General features: G+C 36.5%; 18 protein-coding genes. 1 reads left to right on the top strand and 17 read right to left on the bottom strand.

Translation table 11 applies throughout. The features are described from left to right. Window positions 1–11 precede the first annotated feature (11 nt). Window positions 12–1,934, bottom strand: a complete 1,923-nt coding sequence (locus ACGHCK_RS04220; RefSeq protein ID WP_271328117.1) for a fructose-1,6-bisphosphatase — start codon at window positions 1,932–1,934, stop codon at window positions 12–14. Between the two features lie 164 nt (window positions 1,935–2,098). Beyond that, complete coding sequence (uvrA, locus tag ACGHCK_RS04225) at window positions 2,099–4,918, bottom strand: excinuclease ABC subunit UvrA (RefSeq protein ID WP_271328116.1); 2,820 nt, start codon at window positions 4,916–4,918, stop codon at window positions 2,099–2,101. Between the two features lie 105 nt (window positions 4,919–5,023). Between uvrA and ACGHCK_RS04230 the strand changes: the two genes are divergently transcribed. Continuing rightward, window positions 5,024–5,326 (top strand): GIY-YIG nuclease family protein, encoded by a 303-nt coding sequence (locus tag ACGHCK_RS04230; RefSeq protein ID WP_202230454.1) that lies wholly within the window; start codon window positions 5,024–5,026, stop codon window positions 5,324–5,326. A gap of 374 nt (window positions 5,327–5,700) precedes the next feature. Here the strand turns inward: ACGHCK_RS04230 and ACGHCK_RS04235 are convergent, their stop codons facing one another. The 15 genes from ACGHCK_RS04235 to ACGHCK_RS04305 form a co-directional block, all read right to left on the bottom strand. Beyond that, on the bottom strand, window positions 5,701–6,027 hold the full coding sequence (locus tag ACGHCK_RS04235; protein ID WP_202231697.1) for a heavy metal-binding domain-containing protein: 327 nt from the start codon (window positions 6,025–6,027) through the stop codon (window positions 5,701–5,703). A gap of 39 nt (window positions 6,028–6,066) precedes the next feature. Further along, the gene (locus ACGHCK_RS04240) at window positions 6,067–6,987 is read right to left on the bottom strand and encodes a Gfo/Idh/MocA family protein (protein ID WP_202231696.1); all 921 of its coding nucleotides are present in this window, start codon (window positions 6,985–6,987) and stop codon (window positions 6,067–6,069) included. Window positions 6,988–6,996: 9 nt separating this feature from the next. Further along, entirely contained in the window at window positions 6,997–7,614 is a 618-nt protein-coding gene (locus ACGHCK_RS04245) for a thiamine diphosphokinase (RefSeq protein WP_202231695.1), read from the bottom strand. Continuing rightward, complete coding sequence (locus tag ACGHCK_RS04250; RefSeq protein ID WP_202231694.1) at window positions 7,611–7,958, bottom strand: nucleoside triphosphate pyrophosphohydrolase family protein; 348 nt, start codon at window positions 7,956–7,958, stop codon at window positions 7,611–7,613. Before ACGHCK_RS04250 ends, ACGHCK_RS04245 begins: the two co-directional genes overlap by 4 nt. Before the next feature lie 112 nt (window positions 7,959–8,070). Further along, window positions 8,071–8,220 carry a hypothetical protein gene (locus tag ACGHCK_RS04255; RefSeq protein WP_271328115.1) on the bottom strand — a complete coding sequence of 50 codons (150 nt, stop codon included), beginning with the start codon at window positions 8,218–8,220 and terminating at the stop codon, window positions 8,071–8,073. A gap of 774 nt (window positions 8,221–8,994) precedes the next feature. Continuing rightward, window positions 8,995–9,306 (bottom strand): hypothetical protein, encoded by a 312-nt coding sequence (locus ACGHCK_RS04260; protein ID WP_251420876.1) that lies wholly within the window; start codon window positions 9,304–9,306, stop codon window positions 8,995–8,997. A 108-nt stretch (window positions 9,307–9,414) separates the two neighbouring features. Further along, window positions 9,415–9,891 carry a replication initiation factor domain-containing protein gene (locus ACGHCK_RS04265; protein WP_251420878.1) on the bottom strand — a complete coding sequence of 159 codons (477 nt, stop codon included), beginning with the start codon at window positions 9,889–9,891 and terminating at the stop codon, window positions 9,415–9,417. Window positions 9,892–10,410: 519 nt separating this feature from the next. Beyond that, on the bottom strand, window positions 10,411–11,772 hold the full coding sequence (locus tag ACGHCK_RS04270) for a hypothetical protein (RefSeq protein ID WP_394304479.1): 1,362 nt from the start codon (window positions 11,770–11,772) through the stop codon (window positions 10,411–10,413). A gap of 224 nt (window positions 11,773–11,996) precedes the next feature. Next, window positions 11,997–14,558: a BREX-1 system phosphatase PglZ type A gene (gene pglZ / locus ACGHCK_RS04275; protein ID WP_251420882.1), complete on the bottom strand. Its 2,562-nt coding sequence runs from the start codon at window positions 14,556–14,558 to the stop codon at window positions 11,997–11,999. Beyond that, window positions 14,539–15,099 carry an RloB family protein gene (locus ACGHCK_RS04280; RefSeq protein WP_251420884.1) on the bottom strand — a complete coding sequence of 187 codons (561 nt, stop codon included), beginning with the start codon at window positions 15,097–15,099 and terminating at the stop codon, window positions 14,539–14,541. Before ACGHCK_RS04280 ends, pglZ begins: the two co-directional genes overlap by 20 nt. Then, window positions 15,099–16,253: an AAA family ATPase gene (locus tag ACGHCK_RS04285; RefSeq protein ID WP_394304480.1), complete on the bottom strand. Its 1,155-nt coding sequence runs from the start codon at window positions 16,251–16,253 to the stop codon at window positions 15,099–15,101. The genes ACGHCK_RS04280 and ACGHCK_RS04285 overlap by 1 nt, the downstream gene beginning before the upstream one ends. 237 nt (window positions 16,254–16,490) lie before the next feature. Further along, window positions 16,491–16,886 (bottom strand): hypothetical protein, encoded by a 396-nt coding sequence (locus ACGHCK_RS04290; RefSeq protein WP_251420888.1) that lies wholly within the window; start codon window positions 16,884–16,886, stop codon window positions 16,491–16,493. Between the two features lie 10 nt (window positions 16,887–16,896). Next, entirely contained in the window at window positions 16,897–20,295 is a 3,399-nt protein-coding gene (gene pglX / locus ACGHCK_RS04295; protein WP_251420890.1) for a BREX-1 system adenine-specific DNA-methyltransferase PglX, read from the bottom strand. 10 nt (window positions 20,296–20,305) lie between these two features. Beyond that, complete coding sequence (gene brxC, locus ACGHCK_RS04300) at window positions 20,306–23,845, bottom strand: BREX system P-loop protein BrxC (protein WP_251420892.1); 3,540 nt, start codon at window positions 23,843–23,845, stop codon at window positions 20,306–20,308. Next, a complete protein-coding gene (locus ACGHCK_RS04305) occupies window positions 23,842–24,417 on the bottom strand; it encodes a DUF1788 domain-containing protein (protein ID WP_251420894.1) in 576 nt (191 codons plus the stop codon). The genes brxC and ACGHCK_RS04305 overlap by 4 nt, the downstream gene beginning before the upstream one ends. Between the last annotated feature and the right edge of the window lies 1 nt (window position 24,418).

The following is a 24,418-nucleotide window of genomic DNA, read 5'->3' on the forward strand; positions in this document are numbered from 1 at the left end:
GATATCCCAAATTAATATTTTTCATAGTTTTCGAAAAGATACTCTAAGTCTTCAATTGTCTTTAAAAACTCTTTCCCAATATTGGTATCCTTGACACATGTTCTCTTCTCAACCCTATCAACCAATCTCTTAACACTGACAATGTCGCTCCCTTCCTCGACAGCTGCTTTGATTGTTTTAAAAGGCTCATGTGCTGCCAGCTGCATACCGTAGCTGTTATAAAGCAAGGTGTATCCAGCTATACCTGTTTCTTTTTGATAAGGCTTTGAAAAGCCGCCGTCAATGACAATCAGCTTGCCACCTGCCTTAATCGGCGCCTCACCTTTTCTTTCCTTAACAGGTGTATGTCCGTTGATAATATGCCCTTTTTCATCCATACCAAAATTTTTCAAAATACGGCTAATCGTTTCTGGATTTTCTCTTAATTGATAATATGGGTTTTTCTTCTCCACATGTGTCGCCTTATCAGCAATATAATAACGCTCAAAGGTTGTCATCGCCTCTTTGCCAAAAAGTGAGGAGGATTCTCCAACCCACAGGTACCAGAGAAGGTCTGTGGATAAATCTTCTTCTCTATCAGGATGCGCCAAACTCTTTCTCACGTGGTATTCAAAAAGATCCAGCAATTCACGTCCAGAGTAAGCCTCTCCCTCAAGTCTAAAACATTTGAAATCACTGTTTTCATGCAGCGGTAAACACCCATGAATTAGAAGATTCCCATTGTAAGAAAGATACATCGACCCTTTTTCCAGAAGAAAATCAATGTGCTGTTTCAGTTTCTGTGAGGCTTTGAAGTTCTTTAGTAACTTCTTTAAGAGAATCTTTTCTTCATCCGTTAATTCCTCTGGTTTATCTGGATTAATTGTGGGTGCTTGAAATTCTTTCAGATCATAAAACTTTCCCTTTAGTTCAATGCGGTTTTCTTCATAATTAATAAAATGCAGCACATCACGCTCTGCCAGATGAAACTCTGGGCGTCTTGCAATCAACTGGCTTTCTAACTTAAACTGTAAAATGGCTGTCGCCTGTTGGAGTTTGTTTAACAAGTCACATTCTTCCTGTGACAGATACTCTCCCTCCGTCAGACGAGGTACAAATGCAGGACTGGGCTCATAATAACGCTCTGCATACTCAATCAGTGGACGAAGATTAATCCCATAAGAATCTTCAAGAATATCCAGATTACCATAACGGGAACTGATACGAATAACGTTCATCATTGCAAGCGACGAACCTGCCAAAACGGCCATCCAAATAATATCATGGTTGCCCCATTGGATATCAACTGAAGGCATACTTATCAGCCGATCGATAATTTTATCAGGATAAGGGCCTCGATCGTAAATATCACCCACGACATGTAAATGATCGACCGTCAAACGTCTCACACTATCCGCAAGAGCAATGATTAAGTTCGGAAGTTCTCCAAGATGCTGAAGTTTTTCAATGATGGAGTCAAAATATGCCTGTTTCTCTGAACTAGACTCAACTTCATGTTTTAATTCCTCAAGAATATAGCGGAATTTTTCAGGAAAGGCTTTACGTACTTTAGACCGTGTATATTTTTTCCCCGCAAAGCGCGCGAGTTTCAATAAGAAAATCAGATTTTCCCGGCAATAGTAGGCAAAAGCATCTTGAGAAAGTTGGCTCTCTTTTGAAGCCAGTTTCTCTTCTGGGTAATAAATCAAGGTCGCAAGCTCCGAAATTTCTGTTGGGTCTAAGTCAGGAAAGCACTCACGGAGCTTTTCTTTGATTGAGCCTGATCCGTTGCGGAGGACATGATTAAAGGCATCGTACTCCCCATGAAGGTCACTGACAAAGTGTTCTGTTCCTTTCGGTAGCTCACAGATGGCACTGAGATTTATAATTTCCGTTAAGACTGCTTCTTTTGAGACAAATTGTTCCTTCAACAGTTTGTAGTATTTCTCGTCCATATTTGATTCTCTCCTCTAAACTTGTTTCTTCATAAAGCAACATGCCTACATTATATTATTTTTAACATTTTTAGTAAAGCGCTTACTTTAATAATAGTTATTCCTTAGTTCTTTACACAATAAAAAAAGCAAAGTTTGAACTTTACTCCTTTTAAATTTGTCAATTATAATTTTTGTTTCAAATACTGCCCGGTGTAAGATTGCTCAACCTTAGCAACTTCTTCTGGTGTCCCAGTAGCTAAAACAGTTCCGCCGCCAGCACCACCTTCTGGCCCGAGATCGATAATGTAGTCAGCCGTCTTAATCACATCAAGATTATGTTCAATAACCACGATGGTATTGCCTTGATCCACTAGGCGGTCCAAAACTTTAATCAATGTAGCGATATCTTCGCTGTGCAAGCCTGTTGTGGGCTCATCCAAGATATAAAAGCTCTTGCCTGTACTGCGTTTTTGTAACTCAGAAGCCAGTTTCATCCGTTGCGCTTCACCACCAGATAAGGTTGTGGCTGGTTGACCCAAAGTAACATAGCCTAAGCCGACATCAACGATAGTTTGCAATTTTCTCTCAATTTTTGGAATATGACGGAAGAATTCCAAAGCATCCGACACGCGCATGTCAAGAACTTCCGAAATATTTTTTCCTTTATAATGTACTTCCAAGGTCTCTGAGTTATAACGTTTACCATGACAGATTTCACATGGGACATACACATCTGGAAGAAAGTGCATCTCAATCTTGATAATACCGTCACCCGAACAAGCTTCACAACGTCCGCCTTTGACGTTAAATGAAAAACGTCCTTTTTTGTAGCCACGTATTTTGGCTTCATTGGTTTCCGCAAAGAGTCCACGGATGTCATCAAAAACAGAGGTATAGGTTGCTGGATTTGAACGTGGAGTACGTCCGATCGGCGATTGGTCAATATCAATCAAACGTTCAATTTCTTCATAACCGGTAACTTTTTTATGTTTACCTGGTTTTTCTGAATTATGATTGAGTTTTTGCGCCAAGGTTTTCTTCAAAATCGAATTAACCAAGGTTGATTTACCGGAACCTGAAACACCGGTTACAGCTGTCATAATCCCGAGAGGGAATTGAGCGTCGATATTTTGTAAGTTATTTTCTGATGCACCGATAACCTTAACCATACGCTTTTTGTCTATCTTACGGCGCTTCTCGGGTACAGGGATGGAACGTTTTCCTGATAAGTATTGTCCTGTCAGGGATTTTTTATTTTTCGCTACTTGTTTCGGCGTTCCAGCAGCGATGATTTCTCCCCCTAAATCTCCAGCGCCTGGTCCGACATCAATCAACCAGTCTGCGGCTTTCATCGTATCTTCGTCATGCTCAACCACAATAAGTGTGTTGCCTAAGTCACGCATTTTTTGCAGGGATTCAATCAAGCGGTCATTATCCCTTTGATGCAGACCAATTGATGGCTCATCAAGAATATAAAGAACACCTGAGAGGTTAGAACCTATCTGTGTCGCTAAACGAATACGTTGCGATTCTCCACCTGATAAAGTACCTGAAGCCCGTGACAGCGTCAAATAGTCTAGTCCTACATTTTTCAAGAAAGACAAGCGGTCCTTAATCTCCTTCACGATAGGTCGAGCAATCCTCTCATCATTTGGAGTTAAAATAAGTTGTCCAAGAAAGTCTAAACCGGCTCCAATCGCAAAATTTGAAAACTCGCCGATATGCTTGCCGTCAATCTTGACAGAAAGGGCTTGATCGTTCAAACGATAGCCATGACAAGTCGTACATGTCAACTCTGTCATGTAGCCGCGCAAGTATTCACGTGTATAATCACTTGAAGTTTCGCGGAAGCGACGGTTGATATTATTGATAATCCCAGGGAAAACCATGTCTTTATCAGACACATTACCAAAATCACCGACATAATGAAAATGAAACTCTCGTTTACCTGAACCGTTAAGGATCAGATTTTTGTGTTCCTCAGGTAAGTCTGCCCATGGCGTATCCATGTCAATCCCAAAGTCACGGCATGCACACTCCAACATGGTTGGATAATAATTTGATGAAATAGGATTCCAAGCCACTATGGCTCCTTCACGCAAGGTCTTACTGTCATCTGGAATAACCAAGTCAGGATCGACTTCATTTTTCATTCCGAGACCATCACAGTCCGGACAAGAACCAAAAGGCGCATTAAATGAAAAGAGACGCGGTTCCAACTCAGGAACTGTAAAGCCACAGACAGGACAGGCATAAAACTCACTGAAAAGAAGCTCTTCTCCATCCATCTTATCCACAATGACGTAACCTTCAGCAATACGGAGGGCTGCTTCGACAGAGTCAAACAAACGTGAACGAATACCTTCTTTTACAACAATACGGTCAATAACAACTTCAATATTATGCTTTTTATTTTTATCAAGTTCAGGTGCTTCTGTGACATCATAAACTTCACCATCCGCACGGACACGTACATAACCTTCTTTTTGAATGCGCTCAAACACCTTGACATGCTGCCCTTTTTTGCCACGCACAATCGGAGCTAAAATCTGCAAACGCGTTTTTTCTGGCAGTTCAAGAATCTGATCAACAATCTCTTCAACAGACTGGGCTGAAATTTGTCCGTGTCCATTGATACAGAAAGGTTTTCCGACACGCGCAAAAAGTAAACGGAGATAATCGTTAATCTCCGTCACTGTTCCAACAGTGGAACGCGGATTTTTACTGGTTGTTTTTTGATCTATAGAAATTGCAGGCGATAGTCCGTCAATACTGTCTACATCAGGCTTATCCATATTGCCAAGGAACTGACGTGCATAGGCAGAAAGCGACTCTACATACCGGCGCTGTCCTTCCGCATAAAGTGTTTCAAAAGCCAAGGATGATTTTCCTGAGCCAGAAACACCTGTAACAACGACTAACTTATCACGTGGAATAGTGACATCTATATTTTTTAAATTATGCTCTCTCGCACCATGTATAACAATTTTATCTTGAGGCATTTTTCTTTCCTTCTCAGCTCTATCCCGTATATTCAGGATTGAATTTTCTTATTTTCGATAAAGATACTTCAATTATACTATATTTTAAGGTACAATAGCCTTATCATGAAATCTTATTTTGTCTATGTTCTACGTTGCGCAGATGATACGCTTTATTGTGGCTACACCGATGATGTTGCCAAACGTCTAGAAATGCACAATTCTGGCAGAGGAGCCAAATACACCAAAGCTCGCCGCCCGCTTAAGCTGTTAACTTCCGTTGAATTTTCTGACAAAAAAACAGCCTTAAAATGCGAATGGTGGTTTAAAAATAAACTCACACGTTCACAAAAATTAAAAATAATCCAAGCTAAAGCAATCAAAGAAAACTTTGAAAAAGCACTTGCAGCAAAAGAAAAGGAAAAATAGGTTTCCTTTTCTTTTCTCCTGAATACATAATATTGTTTTTAGCTTAATAAATGTTATATAATAAACCTGTATGTCACCTTGGCGTAACATAAAAGCAAAGGATTTATTTATGAAAAGAATTTTATTAAACTTCATCGTTGTGCTTGGTGCATTGGCTTTAGTCACTCTCGTTTGGGTATTTATCTTTAAACATATTTCCGTCCAGAATTTTATCATACTCTTCATTCTTAGCTTGTTCTCAGTATATCTGAGATTATTGTACAATAAAATTCCTCATTTTATTCTTTTTGGTTTATATTTAATTCTTTTAACTGTTCTTATCAGTTTAGCCATTATTCATTTATAAAAAACGCAAACATCAAGTTTGCATTTTTTTATATTTTTTCCAATTTAACGGCAGTTCCGTACGCAGCAACGGAGTCTACATTTCCAAAAGTTGAAGAATCAAAGCGCATAGCAAGCACGGCATTTGCACCTTTCTCTCTTGCTTCTTGTGTAAGACGTTCAATAGCGCTTGCACGCGTTTCATGTTGAAGCTTTGTGTAACCAGCGATTTCACCCCCAACAATTGTTTTTAGTTGCTGACCTGCACTTGAAAAAGCGTTACGTGAACGGGTTGTAAGTCCAAATACTTCACCATAGACCTCAACAACACGATAACCTGGGGCGTCATTCATTGTAAGAACTAAGATATCTTCCATTTTGCTCTCCTTTTTTCATTATAGTTGCTTATTATTTTATCATGTTTTTTCTAAAATTTCATGGATAATTTCATGCGAATCCAGAATATTTGTTTGCTTCATCTGCTTCATAAGTTTGTCTCTATTATAACCATCAAAATTAGCTACTGCTTCAACCATACTAAAAACTAAACTTTCAAAACCACGATTATATGTGGCACTTTGCCAGCCATTAATTCCGATTTTTTGCTTGTCTAGTCCAGTAAGGATTTCTAGCTCCGTAAGCTCTGATAAACGATAGGTTCCACTGCTTGCTTCGACCGTAAATTCCTCAGAAAAAGCACCTGAAGTCAGGTTCATGCTGGCAATACCCATACAAGATTGGGTTCTCAGTGTGACAATTACACGTGAAAGTTTTTTGCCAGGGGTCATCGCTAATTGATAACTGTAACGTTCGATCTCATCATCAAGCAAGTAAATCAAGGTATCTAAAGGATGAATAAAAATATCATACAAACTAAACTGCACCTCGTCCGCATTATTCGCTAGATTTTTACTTACCTTGATAAAGTTTTTTTGATTGACCTCTTTAAGTTTGTCTGTCATTGGGGCAAAACGGCGATTAAAACCGATAACAAAGAGGACATTATTTTCCTCTGCCAAGCGATAGAGTTCTTGGACTTCATCAAAGTTTTCAGAAACCGGCTTGTCCATCATGACATGTGTGCCTGCACTCAAATAGCGTTTTGCAAGTTCAAAATGTTGAGCAGTTGCTGCATGGATGGCGACCATATCACAAGTTTCCAAAGCGCCTAAATCAGTCGTCGCATATTCAAACTTGTATTTTTTTCGAATTTCTTCCGCTTTTTCCCAGGTTCTCGAATGCAAAATGAAACGATGCTCGGCTTGCATTTTTGCATAAACGGGCAGATATGCCTTCCCTGCGATATTTGATGTTGCACCAATTATTCCAATAATCATATAGTCTCTCTAACTGTCTTTTGAATAAATGACGATAAGCTTGCCTTGAGCAATTTTTAACTCCATCGTCTCACTGATAAAAGCATTACTTGCGTAAATATCCGCAAAGTTATCCTCAGCTTTAAGTGGATATTTTGCGTTTTTAATCTCTAAGCTTCTTTCCGTACCTACCTGAACAATTCCCAAATAGGGATAGCCTTCAATCTTGCGAATTGTATGCTGACCCTCGGCGAGATATTTTACAAAATTTTGATTGTCTTTTAAAGAAATTCTTTCAGGGTGAGCAAAATTTAAAGGAAGATATACATTTGTCAAATGATGATCCAGCCTTCCACCTAGCGCGCCAATAATCATAATTTCTGCATCTGCAAAACGAGAAAGCACCTGCTCTAAACCAGCTTCCAAATCCGTCTGATCCTTCTCTGCCGGCAGTTTAACAAGTTCATGAGCAGCTTCTGATATTTTGTCGAATTCTTCCTGACTTACAGAGTCAAAATCACCAACTGCTAAGTCGATATTTTGACGATCTTCAAGTAAAAATAAGGCGCCTCGGTCAATGCCGACATAATAGTCATAGCTTTCATCAGGTAAGCTTGCTGGCCGTCCTGCGTGAATTAGTACTCTCATCGCTCATCCCCACTGCCCGCTATTTTACCTCTGAGCTGACGACTTTCCAGTTTATTTAAGTTGGCTTGAGCGACTTGTTCCAAATCAAGCCCCAAATAGCGCGCACAGGTCGCCACATGCCATAGGACATCACCCAACTCTTTTTCCAAAGCGCTTTTATCATCCTCGCGAATGATTCCATCTTGGTCCCGGATGATTTTTTTTATCTTATCCGCAACTTCTCCTGATTCGCCCGCTAAACCGAGTACCTTATCTAAAAAAGCAAAATTTATTTGCTCAATGTCCGCTAGAGGACCATTGACATCAAATTTTATTATTTCCTTTTGATAATCCTTAAGTTCCATAGATAAGGTTCCTCCTTTAATTCTCCCCCCTATTATATCAAAAACGCATTCCTTTGTGTTTATACTTCTCCTTATTCTTCTAATCCCCTCTGTTGACACATTTCTCAAGAAATTATTTTTCAATAGTACCCCGTCTGACTACTATATCATCTATTTTTTTGTGAATAATTCGAGAATCTTCTACAGAGAAATTTTCTAATAATTGATTACTTTGGTCTTGCAATGTTGGCGTTACATGTCGTCCATAAACCTTGCTAATCATCTGATTATCCACCATCTCATCCAATTATCTGTTCATCAATTCCAAGATCTTTTTTATACATCATATTCCCATGTCTAAATACATAGGAAACAAAAGTTGATTTTAGTTTATTTGAAAAATGTTCACAAAATTGTTAAAGAAACTCATTAATAATATTTGTAGTAAATAATGCTCCACTCTCTTAAATAAATATAAAGTCTGATTTTTGACGATTATTCAATTTAAACCAATTTAAAATATCTAGCTCACGTGACTTCAAGTTAATATCACGCTCACTTTTTTAATGAGGCGAACTTTGGAGCATTAGTTTTCGAATTTAAACGATTAATTTGGGAGCGCAGATGCAATATACCATTTTCAAAATCAATATTTTGATATCTCAATACAATTGATTCTGATATCCGATTACCAAGAGAAAATTGAAATTCAACAAAGTAACGTTTACTCCAATAGTTTTGTGATTTCATAAAACTATGGTATTGTTTCGTTTTCAACTCCATTAATTCAAGCAATAATTTCATTTCATCAATTGTAAAAAACTTATCCTCATGTTTCTGTTTTTCTTCCAGAGTCTCTCTGGGTCTTGGAAGTCTTACCCGAAACATAGGATTCTCGTCAATATCTTCCTCATCTCACAGTACTAAAAAAATAAATTCAACTTGCTTCGATAATTTTTTCTTGATGTAGGTACAACCTCTAAACCTAGTAAATATTTTTTTTATGCTCTTTTTTTATTTTTGAAAGCTCCCACTTACCAAACTTTTTCTTAAATCCTCATGTATTAGCTTCATCATCAACATGTGTACCTTTCGCAATAGAATCTTTCCGAAAATCATGCCAAAGTTCCAGAGCCTCATTAATTGCTAGATTTATTATCTTTTCATCAAGCCCCTCCAATTTGGTTTTTATTTTAAATTCTAGTTTCGTTTTGGCTTCGTCAAGAGCTCTTTTTGTTTTTGAGTTAATCCCACAAGTAACTTGTTCCCCACAATCTTCATAAGGATGCTTATAGTCTAATATCGCCCGATATTTATACTTACCTGAAGCTTTCTCATCGTAAACCCTTAATCCATTCTTTGTTGCCATAATAATTTTCTCCTTTTCTAGATTCATTCACGAAAAAAGGAGCGTTTAGAACACTCACATTTCAGCATGAATTCCTTGATTTTACTGGGTTACCTACTTTTTAGTTGTTTAAGATAAAATCTGGTGCTTCTTTGGAATTTCTGATTCTTCAAACAGTTCCTGATAGCGTGTAGCATCTAACATGCTCAAAAATTTCATGGTCGGCAATGCAGAATTCATTGCCCAGAACCAAATATTCTCAACATTTTTTGGTTTTGGATTCATTTTAAAATAATAGACATTACGACTTCCCATGAGGTCAAACCACTCCTCATCCAAATGTCCCTCTGCATCAGAGTATACAGTCAGATTATCATTGATGATTTCAACAGGAAGCCTCATCGCTTCTGCACGTTCGAAATCTTTTTCATAAAATCGGAAAAACAGCAGACTCTTCCTACTGCCGATATACAAGGTAAATCCCTTCTTTAGTATTATGCGCCATGTCCCCCCTTGATTAACACTTGGGAGTTGGCGGTCGAGCAAGCTCGCCCGTTCTTGGATGCAAGGCGCATCGACGAACTTGTGGCTAAAGCCTCTGCACATTATCCCCCTCGTCAGCTACAAGTACTACCAGATATTTTCAAAATGATTCATCTTTGCTTTCTCATTTCTTCATGATGTTTCAAACTCTGGTCAATTAAAAAAGTCTCATATCCAGCTATGGAAATGAAGACTCTTTTGTGACTTACGTCTAAGATGTATTGAGAAAAGTTGGGGATCTCGGCGCATTTTGGTGATGGGTTTTACGCCGAAATTCTGAGCAATTTCGTCTTTGTCAGCATAGAGTTTTTGTTGGTTAGATTTCAAATAGTGCTTTCCATAATTTATTTTTAGATAGAAATTTATCACTTCAATATATAAGCGAAAAATTTTGATAATTCGTCCCCCCTTTTCTAAAATTTTATAAAATAAAAACTACAAAATAGTCCCTCTACTTATTAATTGAAAAATCAGGCAAAAGTAGAGTACTTTTTTAATTACATTTTCACAATATTTTTGTAAAAAACAAATACTCAAGAATAGATATAAAAATTCCTCTCACTAATAAGCGAAAAGAAAGCACTATAAGCCAGGAACTTCTGAATTATTTATATCTTTAAGTTCTTTTTCAACTGTGGCTTTTCCCTTCTCGATTCTCTCTTCTATAATTTTCACTTGTTCATCATTCAAAACGTGATAATAAGCATTATCTTTCATTTTCTTTTCTAAATATTCAATCGTAAACTCAGAATCAACAAAGATTATAGAATCGATAAACCTCCCATAACTTTCCTGTGCTGATAAAAAATAAGTATCAGATTCGATTTCAACTCTTGATAATTCATGATCAAAAGTCTTAATAAAATTGTCAGACATAACTTCAGAAACATCTTTTTCACCATTTTTGAAGCTTATGAAATCATTTCTATCCTCAATTTTAAGTTTTATCTCAAGTTTTCTAAGCAATCTTGCTAGCTTAACTAACTTCCAATTCATATCATACCAATAAGATGCCTTCGAGCTCATAGACGAAAATATTCTTCCAGGAAATAAAATACTCGAATTTCGTTTATTAAGTCGATTATAGCTGTTTCTAGAATTATTTAAAATTCTTTCTAAATAGAGAACTCCGCTAATAAAATCTTTATTGTCGGATTCCATCATTCTGTCACAAAGCAGCTCTAAAGTTCTATCATAAACTACATAAAGATAATTTTCATTATGCCATTTTTCCCCCATATCATTAATGAGTTCCCAAAAATCATTTTGAAAGTAAAAGTATTTTTTTCCAATTTCTTCGTTGGTTTTTAATAACAATCTCGGGGAAGTGAGCCACTTAAGTAAAGTACTCAATTTATTCTTCCTGCTAAACCAAATATCAAAAAATGAGTGACTATCGGCATAAATTGATATTATAAAATTTTGGACCTCATCTTCATCCTCAATCAATTCAATACGATTTCTAATACGGTTATCAAATTTTCTTAATCTATCAGATACTAAATCTTTATATAATATTTTCATATATTGATCTGATAGACCAGTTTGGATTATCCATTCTTCTCTCCAAATACCGTCCATTTTCACCTCTCTCATAGATGAAAAACCCCAGGTAAGATTAAAATAAATCGCTATAATAATGAAAATCAGTGATGCTATCCAAAGATTTTGTAAGATTAAGATATCTTTCCCCCAGAATAAAGGAAATACAATAAAATATAACAAGATTAATCTAAATAAAAACAGTTGCTCTATCTCTTCTAATACAGCTAATTTTACAGTTCGGCCATCCATATAAATCCCCCAGATTTTCTCTCTTCCCTTCTTTGAGGAAATTAGGAACTGAGAAATTGAAAAAATAATTGCATATACTGAAATTACAGTAAAAGCAACACCCAATAATGTTGCACTATCATTGGTAGAGAACATGTTTGCCAATTTCATTTTAGAACTAAGAAAATACAATCCAATAAAATAAGTTGACTGAATGATAAAAAGTAGAATGCCCTGAAATCTGTTGTATTTAGGACTCACGATTGACCTGTAATACTTCGAAAGTAACTTCCAGTATAACTTTGAACTCAAAAATATTAAGAAAATTATCAATAAAATCACTGAAGGATTTTGCAGAATGAAATTGATTACTGTATGAAGCATAAATATCCCACCTACCCTTCAAAATATCCAATATCAAACCGAAACCCGATTTTCTCAAAAACATCTGAACTCTCTTCAATCACAAGTCGATATTCTTCACTCATTAAATATTTTTGCTGTTTAAGATTAAATTGTAATCTAAATAAGCGTTCCGAATCACTCAAACTTTCTTTATTTGCAATAACCTGCTGCACATCACTTATTTTGTCACCATTTTGATTTTCAAAATATAAAGAATATATAGCTGGACGAATTTTATCTCCAACAGGATTTTTTTGTAAAAAATCTAATGAGAAAGTAAAGTTATTGCTCTTTCTGCTTTCACTGATTAAAATCAATTCGGGAGTTTGGATCTCAACAAATCCTTTTGAAGTCGTTCTGTGCCCTTTATATTTAATGACAGGAACAACCATTTCTTGTAAGCTCACACCACCGTGAACAAAGTTTTCCCCACCACCTTTAATTTTAAGACGAATTGTCTCTTGAGGCGCAAAACCTTGAATAGAATTTCCATTTAACTTTACATCACTCTTAATTGGTAGGAGATATTCTGAATAAGTTGCTTCTGTTGTGATTGCATATCTTCTTCCTAACTCTAAAACAGTGCCACTAAGTGATTGACTTCCTGATTTTTGTGACTCCTCTAATGATTTATAGCTATACATAAAACCGTGATCTGCTGTAAATAAGATATTAGAACTATGCAAATCATCGGTGATTATTTTTGCTAAGCCTGTCAATTCTTCGATCGTTTTCTCACAAGCATCAAAAACATCCGTCTCAGTAGTCAATTTGTCGCCTGTAGCATCTATTCTATTATGATAAATATAAATAACTTCTTTTCCTGAGTAAACTTTACGTCTTTGCTCTCTGTTTTTTGCAATTAACTCACTATATTGAATCGCAATGCTTTTTGGATTTGCTCTATTAAGGATTTTATTCCGATTGACTGTTCCACTTGCTGAGATGCCATCCAAGTACACGTTCATTTTATCGTCAACTGTAATTTCGCCTGCGGGTAAAAGTGCTGTCATTCCAAACTTAGTGACACTTGGGAATGTTGATTGCATTGATTCTAATACGGTAGTTCCTTTTGTTTTCTTAACCAGATAATCTGATAATTCAGCTGCGACCTCATATCTCAGTGCATCTGAAACAATAACAATCGTACGTCCTTTTGTCGATGAAATATAATGTGAATAAAAGTTATTTTGACGCTCAACGCCTGAAACAAATCCTTTTTCTTTAAAATCATTTTTTGCTGAGTCAAGCCAATTTCTGTTAACCTTTTTCAAATACCATTCATGATATAGTCCCTCTACGACATCAACAGTGGCTCTCAAATCCTCTTCTAGCAAAGGATGATGAGTAGATTTTGCCTTGTTGAAATAAATATGAAACTGGCGATAATAACTATCCATCAAGTAGAAGTCCTCAGTATAGCTCTTCCATATTTTATCTGCACCGACAGTATGAAAAGCATCTAAGTGCTTAAGATAGAACTCTTGCATTTTTCCTATATAGAACAAGCCTTCAAAATAATTTTTATGAAGTTTATACCAAGAGGAGATCCGCAATTGCTCAACTAGAACTTTGATATCATCAACTTTTATTATCTGATTGCTTACTAGGTCAAATTGACGTTTCAAGAGAATCACATTGATAATTGGAAAAATATTACTTACTCTTAACTCACTTTGTCTTGAAAACAAACTAAACAAGTTAAGTCGATTTTCAACTTCATAAACAATACTTTCAAGATCATTATTTAAATCACTCGCTTGCCAAGCACGAATAAACTGATAACAGTAGTTTGAGTAATTTATAGCACAATACGGACTTAACTCTTTATAAGAATCAACTGGATTATTTTGAGCAAAAGCAGTAACAAGTATGTGTGCAGCTAAATCAAACACTGTACGAGATATACCATTTGCAAACCCTGTGTACTTTTGAACTAAATGCCAAAACTCATTGATATTTCCAAATTTAGCAATAGATACCGTTTTTTCGTTTTCTTCTTCTAATCCTGAAATTAGTACTGCTTTAATGACATCTTCAAATTTTGCATCTGTCAAACCACATAAGGTAGCCATAATATCAACATGAAGCTGTTCTGCTTCTTCATATCTCCTGCCACGCCTTTGAATTTTTAACTTCCGTTCCTTATTAGCAAAGAATTTAGAGTATTTTTTTAAAACTCTACGCATTTCTTGAGTTTGAGCAATATTTAATTCTTCCATTTGCAAAGAGACTAAATCAGCTCTGAAAGGTTCCCCACTATATTTCTTAATATCATATAACCAGTCGTCTTGATGGTCTTTTTCATAAGTTAGTGAATCATAAATTAGGTAATCACTCTCCAAATCATCAATGACTAATTGCTTCTTAACTTGAAAATTATTGCTCCCTGTTAAAATAATTTTTTTGACATTAGTGAGCTCATAGTCAGCAAAATCCTCTCTAAATTCCTCATCTTCATCACTCCAAAAAACAATACGACGTTGATGAAATTCTGGCAAAGGAGATGTAAATCGTTCTTTTAATCTTTGTTCAATTGCTTCTGATAACATTGTAACTTCCTTTCCCAATCTCTCTAATCACATTTTCAATACTGCATGAAACTTCATCATACTTGGCAGTTGAAACATCTCGACTATTTTCAATGGCTTGATGAATATCTCGAACTAAATCTGTAATTTTACGCGTTGTTTTATTGTTCTCACTATACTCTGGAATATGTTTCTTTAAATCTCGAATCACATCCGCATAGTTCATTCTCAATTTCTCAAAGTGAGCAAGCAACCAGATTTCAAACTGGGGGTTGGTAAAACCAATGATATACCCAGTTGCTAACATTTGCTCAAACTGTTGCTCCGTCAAATGGTCTTTATCAAATACAAATGCAACTTTAGCAGAATCTTTAATTTGCTTTTTGTAAAAACGGTCTTTTAGCGCAGCGTCCAACAAATGATTTAAGCCCTCACAATTGATAATTTCAAGCTTGTAGTTAGATTGACGCACAAAGTCTTGCTGTTTCAAAGCTGAGAAATAAATTTCTTCGCTAAATCCTTCGACAAAGATAGTGAAGACCTGCTTTATTTTTCGTCCCATTAGTCTTCCTCCAAGATCCCCATCAAACCAGCTTCATTCACTTCTTGAATTGCCCCAAAAAGTCCTGCTTCATACTTAGGAGAAACTTTTGTCTCTTTGCGGATTCCATCAAATTCTGAAAGTTTATAGAGTTCACTCTCACCATCAGAGTTTTTCTCAACAAAATAGATTTGATGCTTTTGGAGAATATCCATCAAGCTACTGTCATGAGTGGTTGAGATAAATTGAATGTTATTCTTTTCGCTATTGATTAAATTCACAAAACTTTGTGTCAATTTTTTATGAAGTGAACGATCAAATTCATCATTTAATATCACAATATCTTTCACCGAGTTGCCCCCCAATAGAAGTAAAATCATATTGAAATATTGTTGTGTTCCATCACTTTCATTTTGCAAAAGTATCCTGAATCTTTTTCCGTTATTTTCATGAACAAGGTATATTTCGGTTACATTTTGCATAGTGAATTGCTGCTGAAAATCTTCTGGGCCTTTTGCTTCTTTCATGTCTATTTTCATTCCAAAAGAAAGTGACGGACGTAGATTTTCCTCAATTTCTATATCAAAAATATTGAAATCCGCAAAACGCATCGCATAAAGTACGCGTTCTTTAAAGTTACTATCATCTCTTAGTTTTTGAAAAACATTTCCACTATTTGGATTCTGCAGGTCATAAAACCATGAAAAAGCAATACGTGCTGCTTTAACATTATTATTTTGTGCAAAAAATAAAGCCAAACTTGTTTTCCGTATCGTTGCTACTAAGTAATTAACTTGAGCATTGATATCTGAAAAAACAAATTCTTGATAATTTCGCTCAAAAATCAGTTCTTCATCTTGTTGCAAACGTTCAAAAACAACTTCATTTCGATTATACTCAAGAATATATTTAAAAACAGATTCACGCTTTAAAAATACAACTTCAAATCTTGTGTTTTCTTTATTTGAAGCAAAACTATCTGAAAAAAGTCCTTGTTCATCATTTTGATTGGGATTTAAAATCAAGGCACTTAGCTGAAATAAAGCTTTCAAAATATTAGATTTTCCGCTCGCATTTGCGCCGTAAATCATTGCATTTTTAAGCACACGAATTGTGCCTAATTTCGTCTTAACCTCAAAACGGCGATTTTTATCACTTCGTTCATCTTTATTCAATACAAAAGAAATCTCTTGTTCTTCCTTAAATGACCGATAGTTTTTCACTTTTAAAGATAATAGCATCTCAACATCTCCAATCTTAAAAACACTTTCCTGTATTTAATTTTAACATTTTATTGTTTAAAACAGAAGAAAAGACTTTGCCGAATTTAACAAAGTCTTAACTATTTAAACTTTAATTGCATACACGCTGCGTTCGCAATTTATTTTAATCTCCAATATGAGGGCGACTACTTAAAAAGGATACTCTGAATCATTTATTTCGGTATTCGAGATTACTTCCGATAATGAAGCAATTACTTCTTTGTTAATGAATATTGTTTCATCAATCTTATATTTATCCTTCAACCAATTCTGGTTAAATATAGGTTCAAATTCTTCATCTTTAACAACAGCAACACAAAGCTTGGTTAGCTCATTATTATTTTTTTCAACATAAGCGTTAATCAACTCGGATTCATCTTCCAAATTTCTAATCACTAGACGCTGGCTCCAGATTTCTTTAACAGCCTTATTCAGAAGTGCACCAACATCATAATAAGGTGGAAGATTAACTGTCACATAATTTCTAGCTTCAGGAAAATAGTCTCTCGCCTCTTTATTTGATAATCCTAAAATTGATTTCCCCATAAATTAGCTCCTAGAACACCTTCGTTAAAATATCCCCAAACTTCGGATAGTTAACCTTTACTCCATCATCAAGATCTAGCTCGATATTCATATCTGCTAGGTGATGAACTTTTTCTTCAAAAATTACTGTCTCTTGAACTTGTGCCATAAACTTGGTTTGAGCTTTGGTTAAAGCGACACGCTCGCGTCCTTCTGCAGTCAGCAATTCTTGTTCAATTTGTTCAAGTTGCGTGTGATAGCGGTCTTGCTGCTCATGGATATAATCGGTACGGAGTTTGGCAAGTGTATCACGACTGTATCTGTGCAAGTAAACCAACGCTTTAAAACCATTTTTCTTACCACTATCAAACATCCAATAGATTGGACGTTTTTGATACATCTTGACATGATCTTTGTAGAAATCTTTAAGGAAATAGTTCCGCAAGACCTGTCTTGGTGTGCCTTTACCACCTAGTGCGTCCGCAATGAATTTGAGATTTTCTTCTAAAGTCGCTTCTCCATAGATTTTGCTGATGAACTCCACAAATCGACCTACGATATCATCCTCAAAATACTCATCATCTGTGATTGGGATAATATTATCTTCATCAGGAAGGAAAGGATCTATCCCGTTCTCAACTCCGTTACGTTTTGCAGAATCCATAATCCGCTCCACCTTTGAACCATAGCTCCAAGCGCCACCTGCATAGAAAAGGCCATCTTCGTATGGCGTGTAACGTCCAAATATACAGCCCACTGCATAGCTGATGAGTGATTTCACATCACGCACCAAGTCAGCTTTACGAACAGTGACATCTTTATCTTCAACCTCAGGACTTAACTCATCTTGCAAGCCATAGATATCAATGAAAATTTCGTTAAGCTTTTCTTCATTGGCTTTCAAGGTATTGAAGCGCTCATCAGCTTCTTTTTCCCAAAGTTCAAAAGCTGTCGCAATCTTGTCAGTACTGACAAGAAGCGGATGTTTCTTGAAGTCCCATGAATTTTCGAAAGAGTCCCAGTCGGTACGGGAGATGGAGATATTGTGTTCGACAATGGTTTCTACTTCTGCTATACAACTAAATAAAATCGGTAGGTTGCTGACATTTCCCTTTTGAAAATTCATTGTCGGATTAATTGCTGATAAATAATATGAAGCTACACAGCTATTCAAGAAAGCTAACAAATATTTTATTGAATATCCTGGTGGAATTGAAGCAAAAGAACCGCTTGCATCATATAAAAATCCATACTCCGTATACCTTGTAGAAAACATATTTGATGACAATGAGTTCCAACAAATATTTTCACAAAATATATACTCTAAATTAAATGCATGCGCTGGTATCTTGCCAGCTTCATTTTTTAGATTTCTCATATTATAACCGTCGTTATACCAGTCAACTACATATTCATTATTACCATACCATCTCCTAAACTCACCACCTTTACTGTATGGAAACCATTTTGCATTACTCATTATTGCTAAATCACGTGATTGACAATTTACACAAAAGCTTTGATTATTTACTTCATGCCATAGCCTCACAAATATATGATTGTTTCCCGTTATCATTCCCGCACGAGTTGTGAATAAATCACCAAAACTTGATGCTGAATCAAAAATCTCAAAGGCTTTTCTGTTCACCCAATATGCCACGGGACTACCCGGTATCTTGGAAAAATTGTCAGCATTAGAGACGTAGCGATCCTTACCCCTTAAGAACGATATTTCTTTCTCATCTTGACTGTTAAAGTCCACCAAGCGGATATACGTTCCCAAGAAACTCGGCGTTTTGTGAGTGTTTAGGACAAATGCTGTAGTCTGCACTACTTCACCGCCGATTTCCTCAAACGCTCGTGCTCCCAAATGTGCCATGTTTACGATGTCACAGGTAAGCAGTTTATTACGCAGTTTTTCATAACTTGACAGGAACATCCAAGCATGTTGAGTAATCATCGCCTGATAGCCAGTCGGCTTCAATAAATGCCTGCACCTTTCTATGAACGCGGCGAAAAGGTCGCTTTTCGTGTCAGAATAATTCTTCTTCACAAATTCAGACAATTTTCCACTCATACCATTTGAACTCATATAAGGCGGATTGGTCACAACCACATCATACTTTTGTGACAACAGTCGTTTAAAGTTCCATACACGTAGTTTCGTGCCATAATCTTCCAAATCCAGCTGATCAATCTGCTCTATCGGTTTAGGCTCAAGCGTTTCAACTTTGAGCAAAGAACCAAATTCTTCTCCGTTTGTCCAGCCTTCTGGATGATAGATTTGTGGTTTCACGCCAAGTGTCAAGAAACGACGATTATATTGTCTTGCTTTCATCATCAGTGCAAAGTAAGACAAGTGATAAGCACGTTTATCAATATCTAGTCCAAAAAGATTTTTCTCTAAGATGAGCTGTGCAGCCTCACGAGGACGATAGCCTGCACTTTCATAGATTTTAATCAAGACATCGAAGGCATAAACCAAGATATGACCGCTTCCCATACAAGGGTCAAGGAAAGTAATGTCTTCAGGCGACAGTCCGCTTCTTGTGCTACGAATTTGTGCAAGCTCACTTGCTACTTCGGGCAGTTGCTCAGCTTCTTCAAGGTAGTATTTCCATTCTGACTTGAGCGGACTATCGGGGTGAGCTTCTAACCAAGTCCGACCGAGCGAATTTTCAACCATATAGCGTACAATCCAGTCAGGTGTGAAAAGTTGAGTGGCTGCGGGAATTTTCTCTTTAGTGATTTTTTTGTTTTTCTTCAGTCCATCAAAGACTTCTTGCTTTGGCTCTGTATTGTAGTATTGATAAAGCCAGCCGATAATCTGTACGGCATCTTGCCAGTCAGCCTCAGGGATATCAGAGACTAGACGACCGAGTACACTATCGTCTTTGAGAAGGTTTGTAGGAAGTAAAAGCTCGGTGTAGCTATCCAAACGTTCAAACATCTCAGGGAGTGCTGAATTGAGCGCGTTACATTGTGTCAGCAAAAGATAGTTATAAAGTTCATTTGTGGCATTATCATTGATGAAAGTTGCCACTTTTGACGAATCAAGTCCATCAAGCTCTAAGCGCAAGGCATTGTCTAAAATTTCAGGCTTAAACTTACCATTAATATCTGAAAAAACTCGAATGTGCGTTGGTAGATAATCGTTGACTTCCATGTAGCGAAGCGCAACAAAACGGTTGAACCACGTATAAGCCACTTCTTCCATGACTTGTTGGTAACTGGATTGTTTGATTTTTGAGACGAGCTCTCTACGTTGGGACTTCTCATTGTCCGTTAGCACACGCTCATTGACAGCGACAGGGTTTTCTTCTCCATAGCCGTTTTCATCAATTCCGTAAAAATAAGCTTGCTGTTTCACTTGTGAGATGAGTTCCGTTCTTGCCCATACCGCATATTTTTGAACGGCATTTTTATTCATAAGTCACCTCTTAATTAATTTTGATACTGTCATTAGTATCTAATTTGCTGTAAAGCTTTTGCTTTATTGCGTCTAAATAGTCATCAATCTCTTGATGTGAGCTGAGCATTTTGACAGGAAACACTTCCATACGGCGCACACGAGTAATCTTAGGGATATGAGTTTCAATCTCAGTCCCATCTTCATACACAGTAAACTCTGTTTGTCGAACCAATCCTTCGATTCGAGCAACTACAGGAGCAGTGTAATTTTGAAGCTGGCGAATCATCGCATCAAGCTTCATGATTTGAGTGGTATATTCCACCTCTTCCTTTACACTTGTATAATATTGATCAGCTCGAGTGACTTCATTTTGCGCCCGAAGATCCCCCTCCGCTGTTGTATGCACTTCCGCCATACACTCTTGAATATTTTCAAAAACTTCCGCTTTCTTTTGAGCTAGTAACTCTTGGTGGACATTTTTAACCTCTTGAATTAAGCTTGGAAGTTCTTTGATGCGTTGGTATGGCTTAGGATTTGCTAAAATTGTTGCGATTTCTCTTAGGCTATCTGTTGCTTTTTCGCTTGTTTCAAGATAATGCCTTTCATCTTTCATATCAATTTGAAGTTTGAGGGCATTATCAAAAATCTCACGCTGAGAAGTAAAGAATGTCTCAATATCCTCTAAATCCTCTGACATATCGTACAAGTCATCTTGCTTTTGAATCAAGATTGTCAACAAAGCGATACTATCAGATTTTTGTGAAAGAATATCTTGTAGGAGTTGAATGGCATATTCAACCTCATGCTTTTGTGGGTAGCTTGTTACTTTGTATTCAGCGAGTAGTTCGTGATAATGATTGACTTTATCTGTCAGTGTCGCAACAACAAAATCTGGCAATTCTTCTTCACCAGTTGGCACACTCATGCGATCCATCCACTCGCGCATGAAGATAGCAGATTTTCTTAGGTGTTCTTCTGATGGTGCAACTTTACGTTTGACACTTGCACGGTCAATTTCCGATTTTCTACGTAGATAGTTCACTAGATTTCGATTATCAGCTCCTACCACTGCGCCAGCGTATCTAATCTCAATTTTCTTAGCTACAATGAGTTGTGCAATCATCCCAGCAATCTCATGCTCACGCCAACCATAAGGAATCGCTTGATAACGCTTTTGAACATCACCCATGGTCACAGGGATATGGCTCATCTCACGCTCATCCAACCACTGCAACATTTTTTGAATGGCAAACTCGTTATTCCCCCCAGTTCCTTCAAGTGTCGTTTCTGAAATCACGTTGTTTAAAACTGCTTGAATATCAGCATCACTCTCATAGAAAGTGTTTACCAAGTCAAGTTCTGAGTAAACATCTTCAATCAAGTGATTTAACAGGGTATCGATCTTAACTTTTGCTTCCCCCGCCTTGATTTCTATTTTTTCACCAAAAGCATAAAAATCTCCTTCAATAATCGCCTGCTCAATTTGCTGTTTCGCTTCATCTTCAAGTTTTCTTGCTTCTTCTTGGCGAGTACGGATAATCGTTTGAACGTGTTCTGGAAGCTGTCCAATATTTTTTTGCTTCACATACTTCTTGATTTTAGCTGCTGACTCAAGTGCATTATAATACTGGGCTGTTGTTGAAAGTAAAACGACTGCTTCATTATTTGCTCTCGAATCAAACAGGATTTTATTTTCATCACTCAAAAAACCATCGCTCGCTACAGTAATGAATCGTAAGCGAATGTCACCTTTTACACCACCAATAAGCGTACTATCAATATATTGGTCATAAGCAAAGTCATATCTCCCATTTTTACCATATTTAAATTTCTTCGATGGATAAATTTCAGAAAAAATAGTTTGACCGATGCCTTGTACAATATTGGCACTATCCACTGGTGTATTACGAATTTCTTGAGCAATATCTTGCTCTTCATCAGTCAAGAAATAGTAACGATCTCCATTACGAGCGATATAGTTCTCCCGCTCTAAGCGCTCTAATGATTCTGTAATTTCTTGTCTAAGTTTAATCTTGTCTGTTTTGATACTGTCAATCATCAAAATTGAAATATTATCAATATTTGACTTGATATCATCAATATAACGAATCAAATAAAGTAATTTCAGTACATCAACATCTAGTTGCTTCATATTGGGATTGGTATCAACTAAATTTTGGCAACGGTCAATAACACGACGAATCGTACTTTCTAAAAAGGTATGAACTGTATCATAGAATCTAAAGAATGGCACAAGTGCTTGTTCATCAGCATCTTGAACTTTTTGCGCAGCTTCTTGGAAACCTGACAGCATTGAACGTTCACCACCTGATAAGTGCTTTCCAGAGTTGCCGTGTTTTCTGATTTCAGCCAAGACCTTTTGGATAACGATAAATTGATATGGAACGAATGGGAAAGTTGAAACAAATTCTTCTGAATCATTGAATCCCTTCATATCTGAAACTGCATCACTAAAGGTAAAAAGATTTCTAAGCACCGCATAATCTTCACTATATTCAAGCTGAAGTTGTTGCTTCGCCTCATCTGTTTTCTCAAGAATACGTTTCTTAATTACTTCGTCGACTGATGCTGATGAAAGTGATAAACGAGTGTTGAAGCGCCCTTGAATTTTTGAAAAATCATCGCCTGCAATCTTAACAACTGAGTCAATTGCTTCTTGACTAGTCACCATCACCCAAACTTTACCCTGACAATGTGTCCCAAGCTCTTCGACAATCGTTTGGAGATTAATCATCAAGTTGCCATCATCACCAATGTATTGCCCCACTTCATCAATACAGAATAAAAGCCTGAAATCACCATCTTTTGCATCAACATAACCTTTAATATCAGCTACAAGTTGTTTGATACTCATATCAATGTTTTCTTCGCCATTGAACCAGTTTCTGGCTGCGGTATCACTCATACCAAGCACTTTTTGAAGAGTATCGACAACATCATCTTCAAAGAAAGCATAGGCTTCACGACTTGTCAACCATGGGTCTCCATGAATATCGTTGAAAACTCGATGGAATTCATTGGTTTTGCCCTTTTTATCAATGAACAATTCTAGCTTTGCTAGTTTTAAATCATCACCAAAAAAACCTAAATGATTGTAGAACACTTTCGCAAACACACGCAAAATGGCAGTCTTGTCCTTATTAATCGGGCCTTCATTATCAATATTGAAAAGGATTGACTCTGTAGGCACGTTTGCTGATTGAAGAAGTTTTTCATATAACTTCACATCAACAAATTTATCTTCAAAGAAATCAATAGCTTTTTTATTATCGACTTCTTTATTTGATAAGAGATATGATAAAATCTTTAGGAAGTGAGATTTACCACTCCCAAAGAATCCTGAAATCCAAACGCCAACTTTATCTGTCGGATAGTCAAGTGCTAAAGAATAGTTGTCTAGGAAAGTCTTAAAATGTCTCTCTAACTCCTTTGTAACGATATACTCTTCTAACTCGGTACTCAAGCTTTTGTTATCATCTTGGCTTACTTTGACTACTCCATTGATATCGCGATTGATATCCTTTTTAAACATCTTTTGAATTTTCATTCTGATTTCTCCTCAATCAAAAGGTTAAATGCTCTATAATAATTTCCATCACTAAACTCATTAAATAAACTCAAGCTTTGTCCTGTAAATTCTCCAGGATAAAACATAATAATTGGTACATTTTCAAACATATGTTGCATATTATCTAACACTTTGTGAGCCCGCATAAAGGGATAAACTTGGCCAACTCCAGTTAAAAACAGTACATTTCCTTTTCCGATTTCTACTTTCTTCATTCGGTCTAAAAACTCGTTTGGACTAGCTATCTTCTGAAGTTGCTGCAACAAGAAATCTTTTCCTTTTTTACGCTCCATATCACTAATGGCAGGCAATACTCGTTTTTCTTCTAAAATTTGAAGAAAAAGTTCATATAAATCTTGCTTCACAATTTTAAACGGAGGGTTAGAGCTTTCCACTATTTTTTGAACGTAAGCCTGAACAATCAGTTCATCTTTAGGATCATATTGAAAAATGTAAATTCCAACTTCATTTGATAGCCCTTCATTTTCCAGAAATCCTTTTTCTAAAATTCTTGGTTTAATTTGATCTAATCTCTGTTTTATATCTGACATT

The organism is Lactococcus muris, assembly GCF_042849115.1.
GTDB lineage: Bacteria > Bacillota > Bacilli > Lactobacillales > Streptococcaceae > Lactococcus > Lactococcus muris.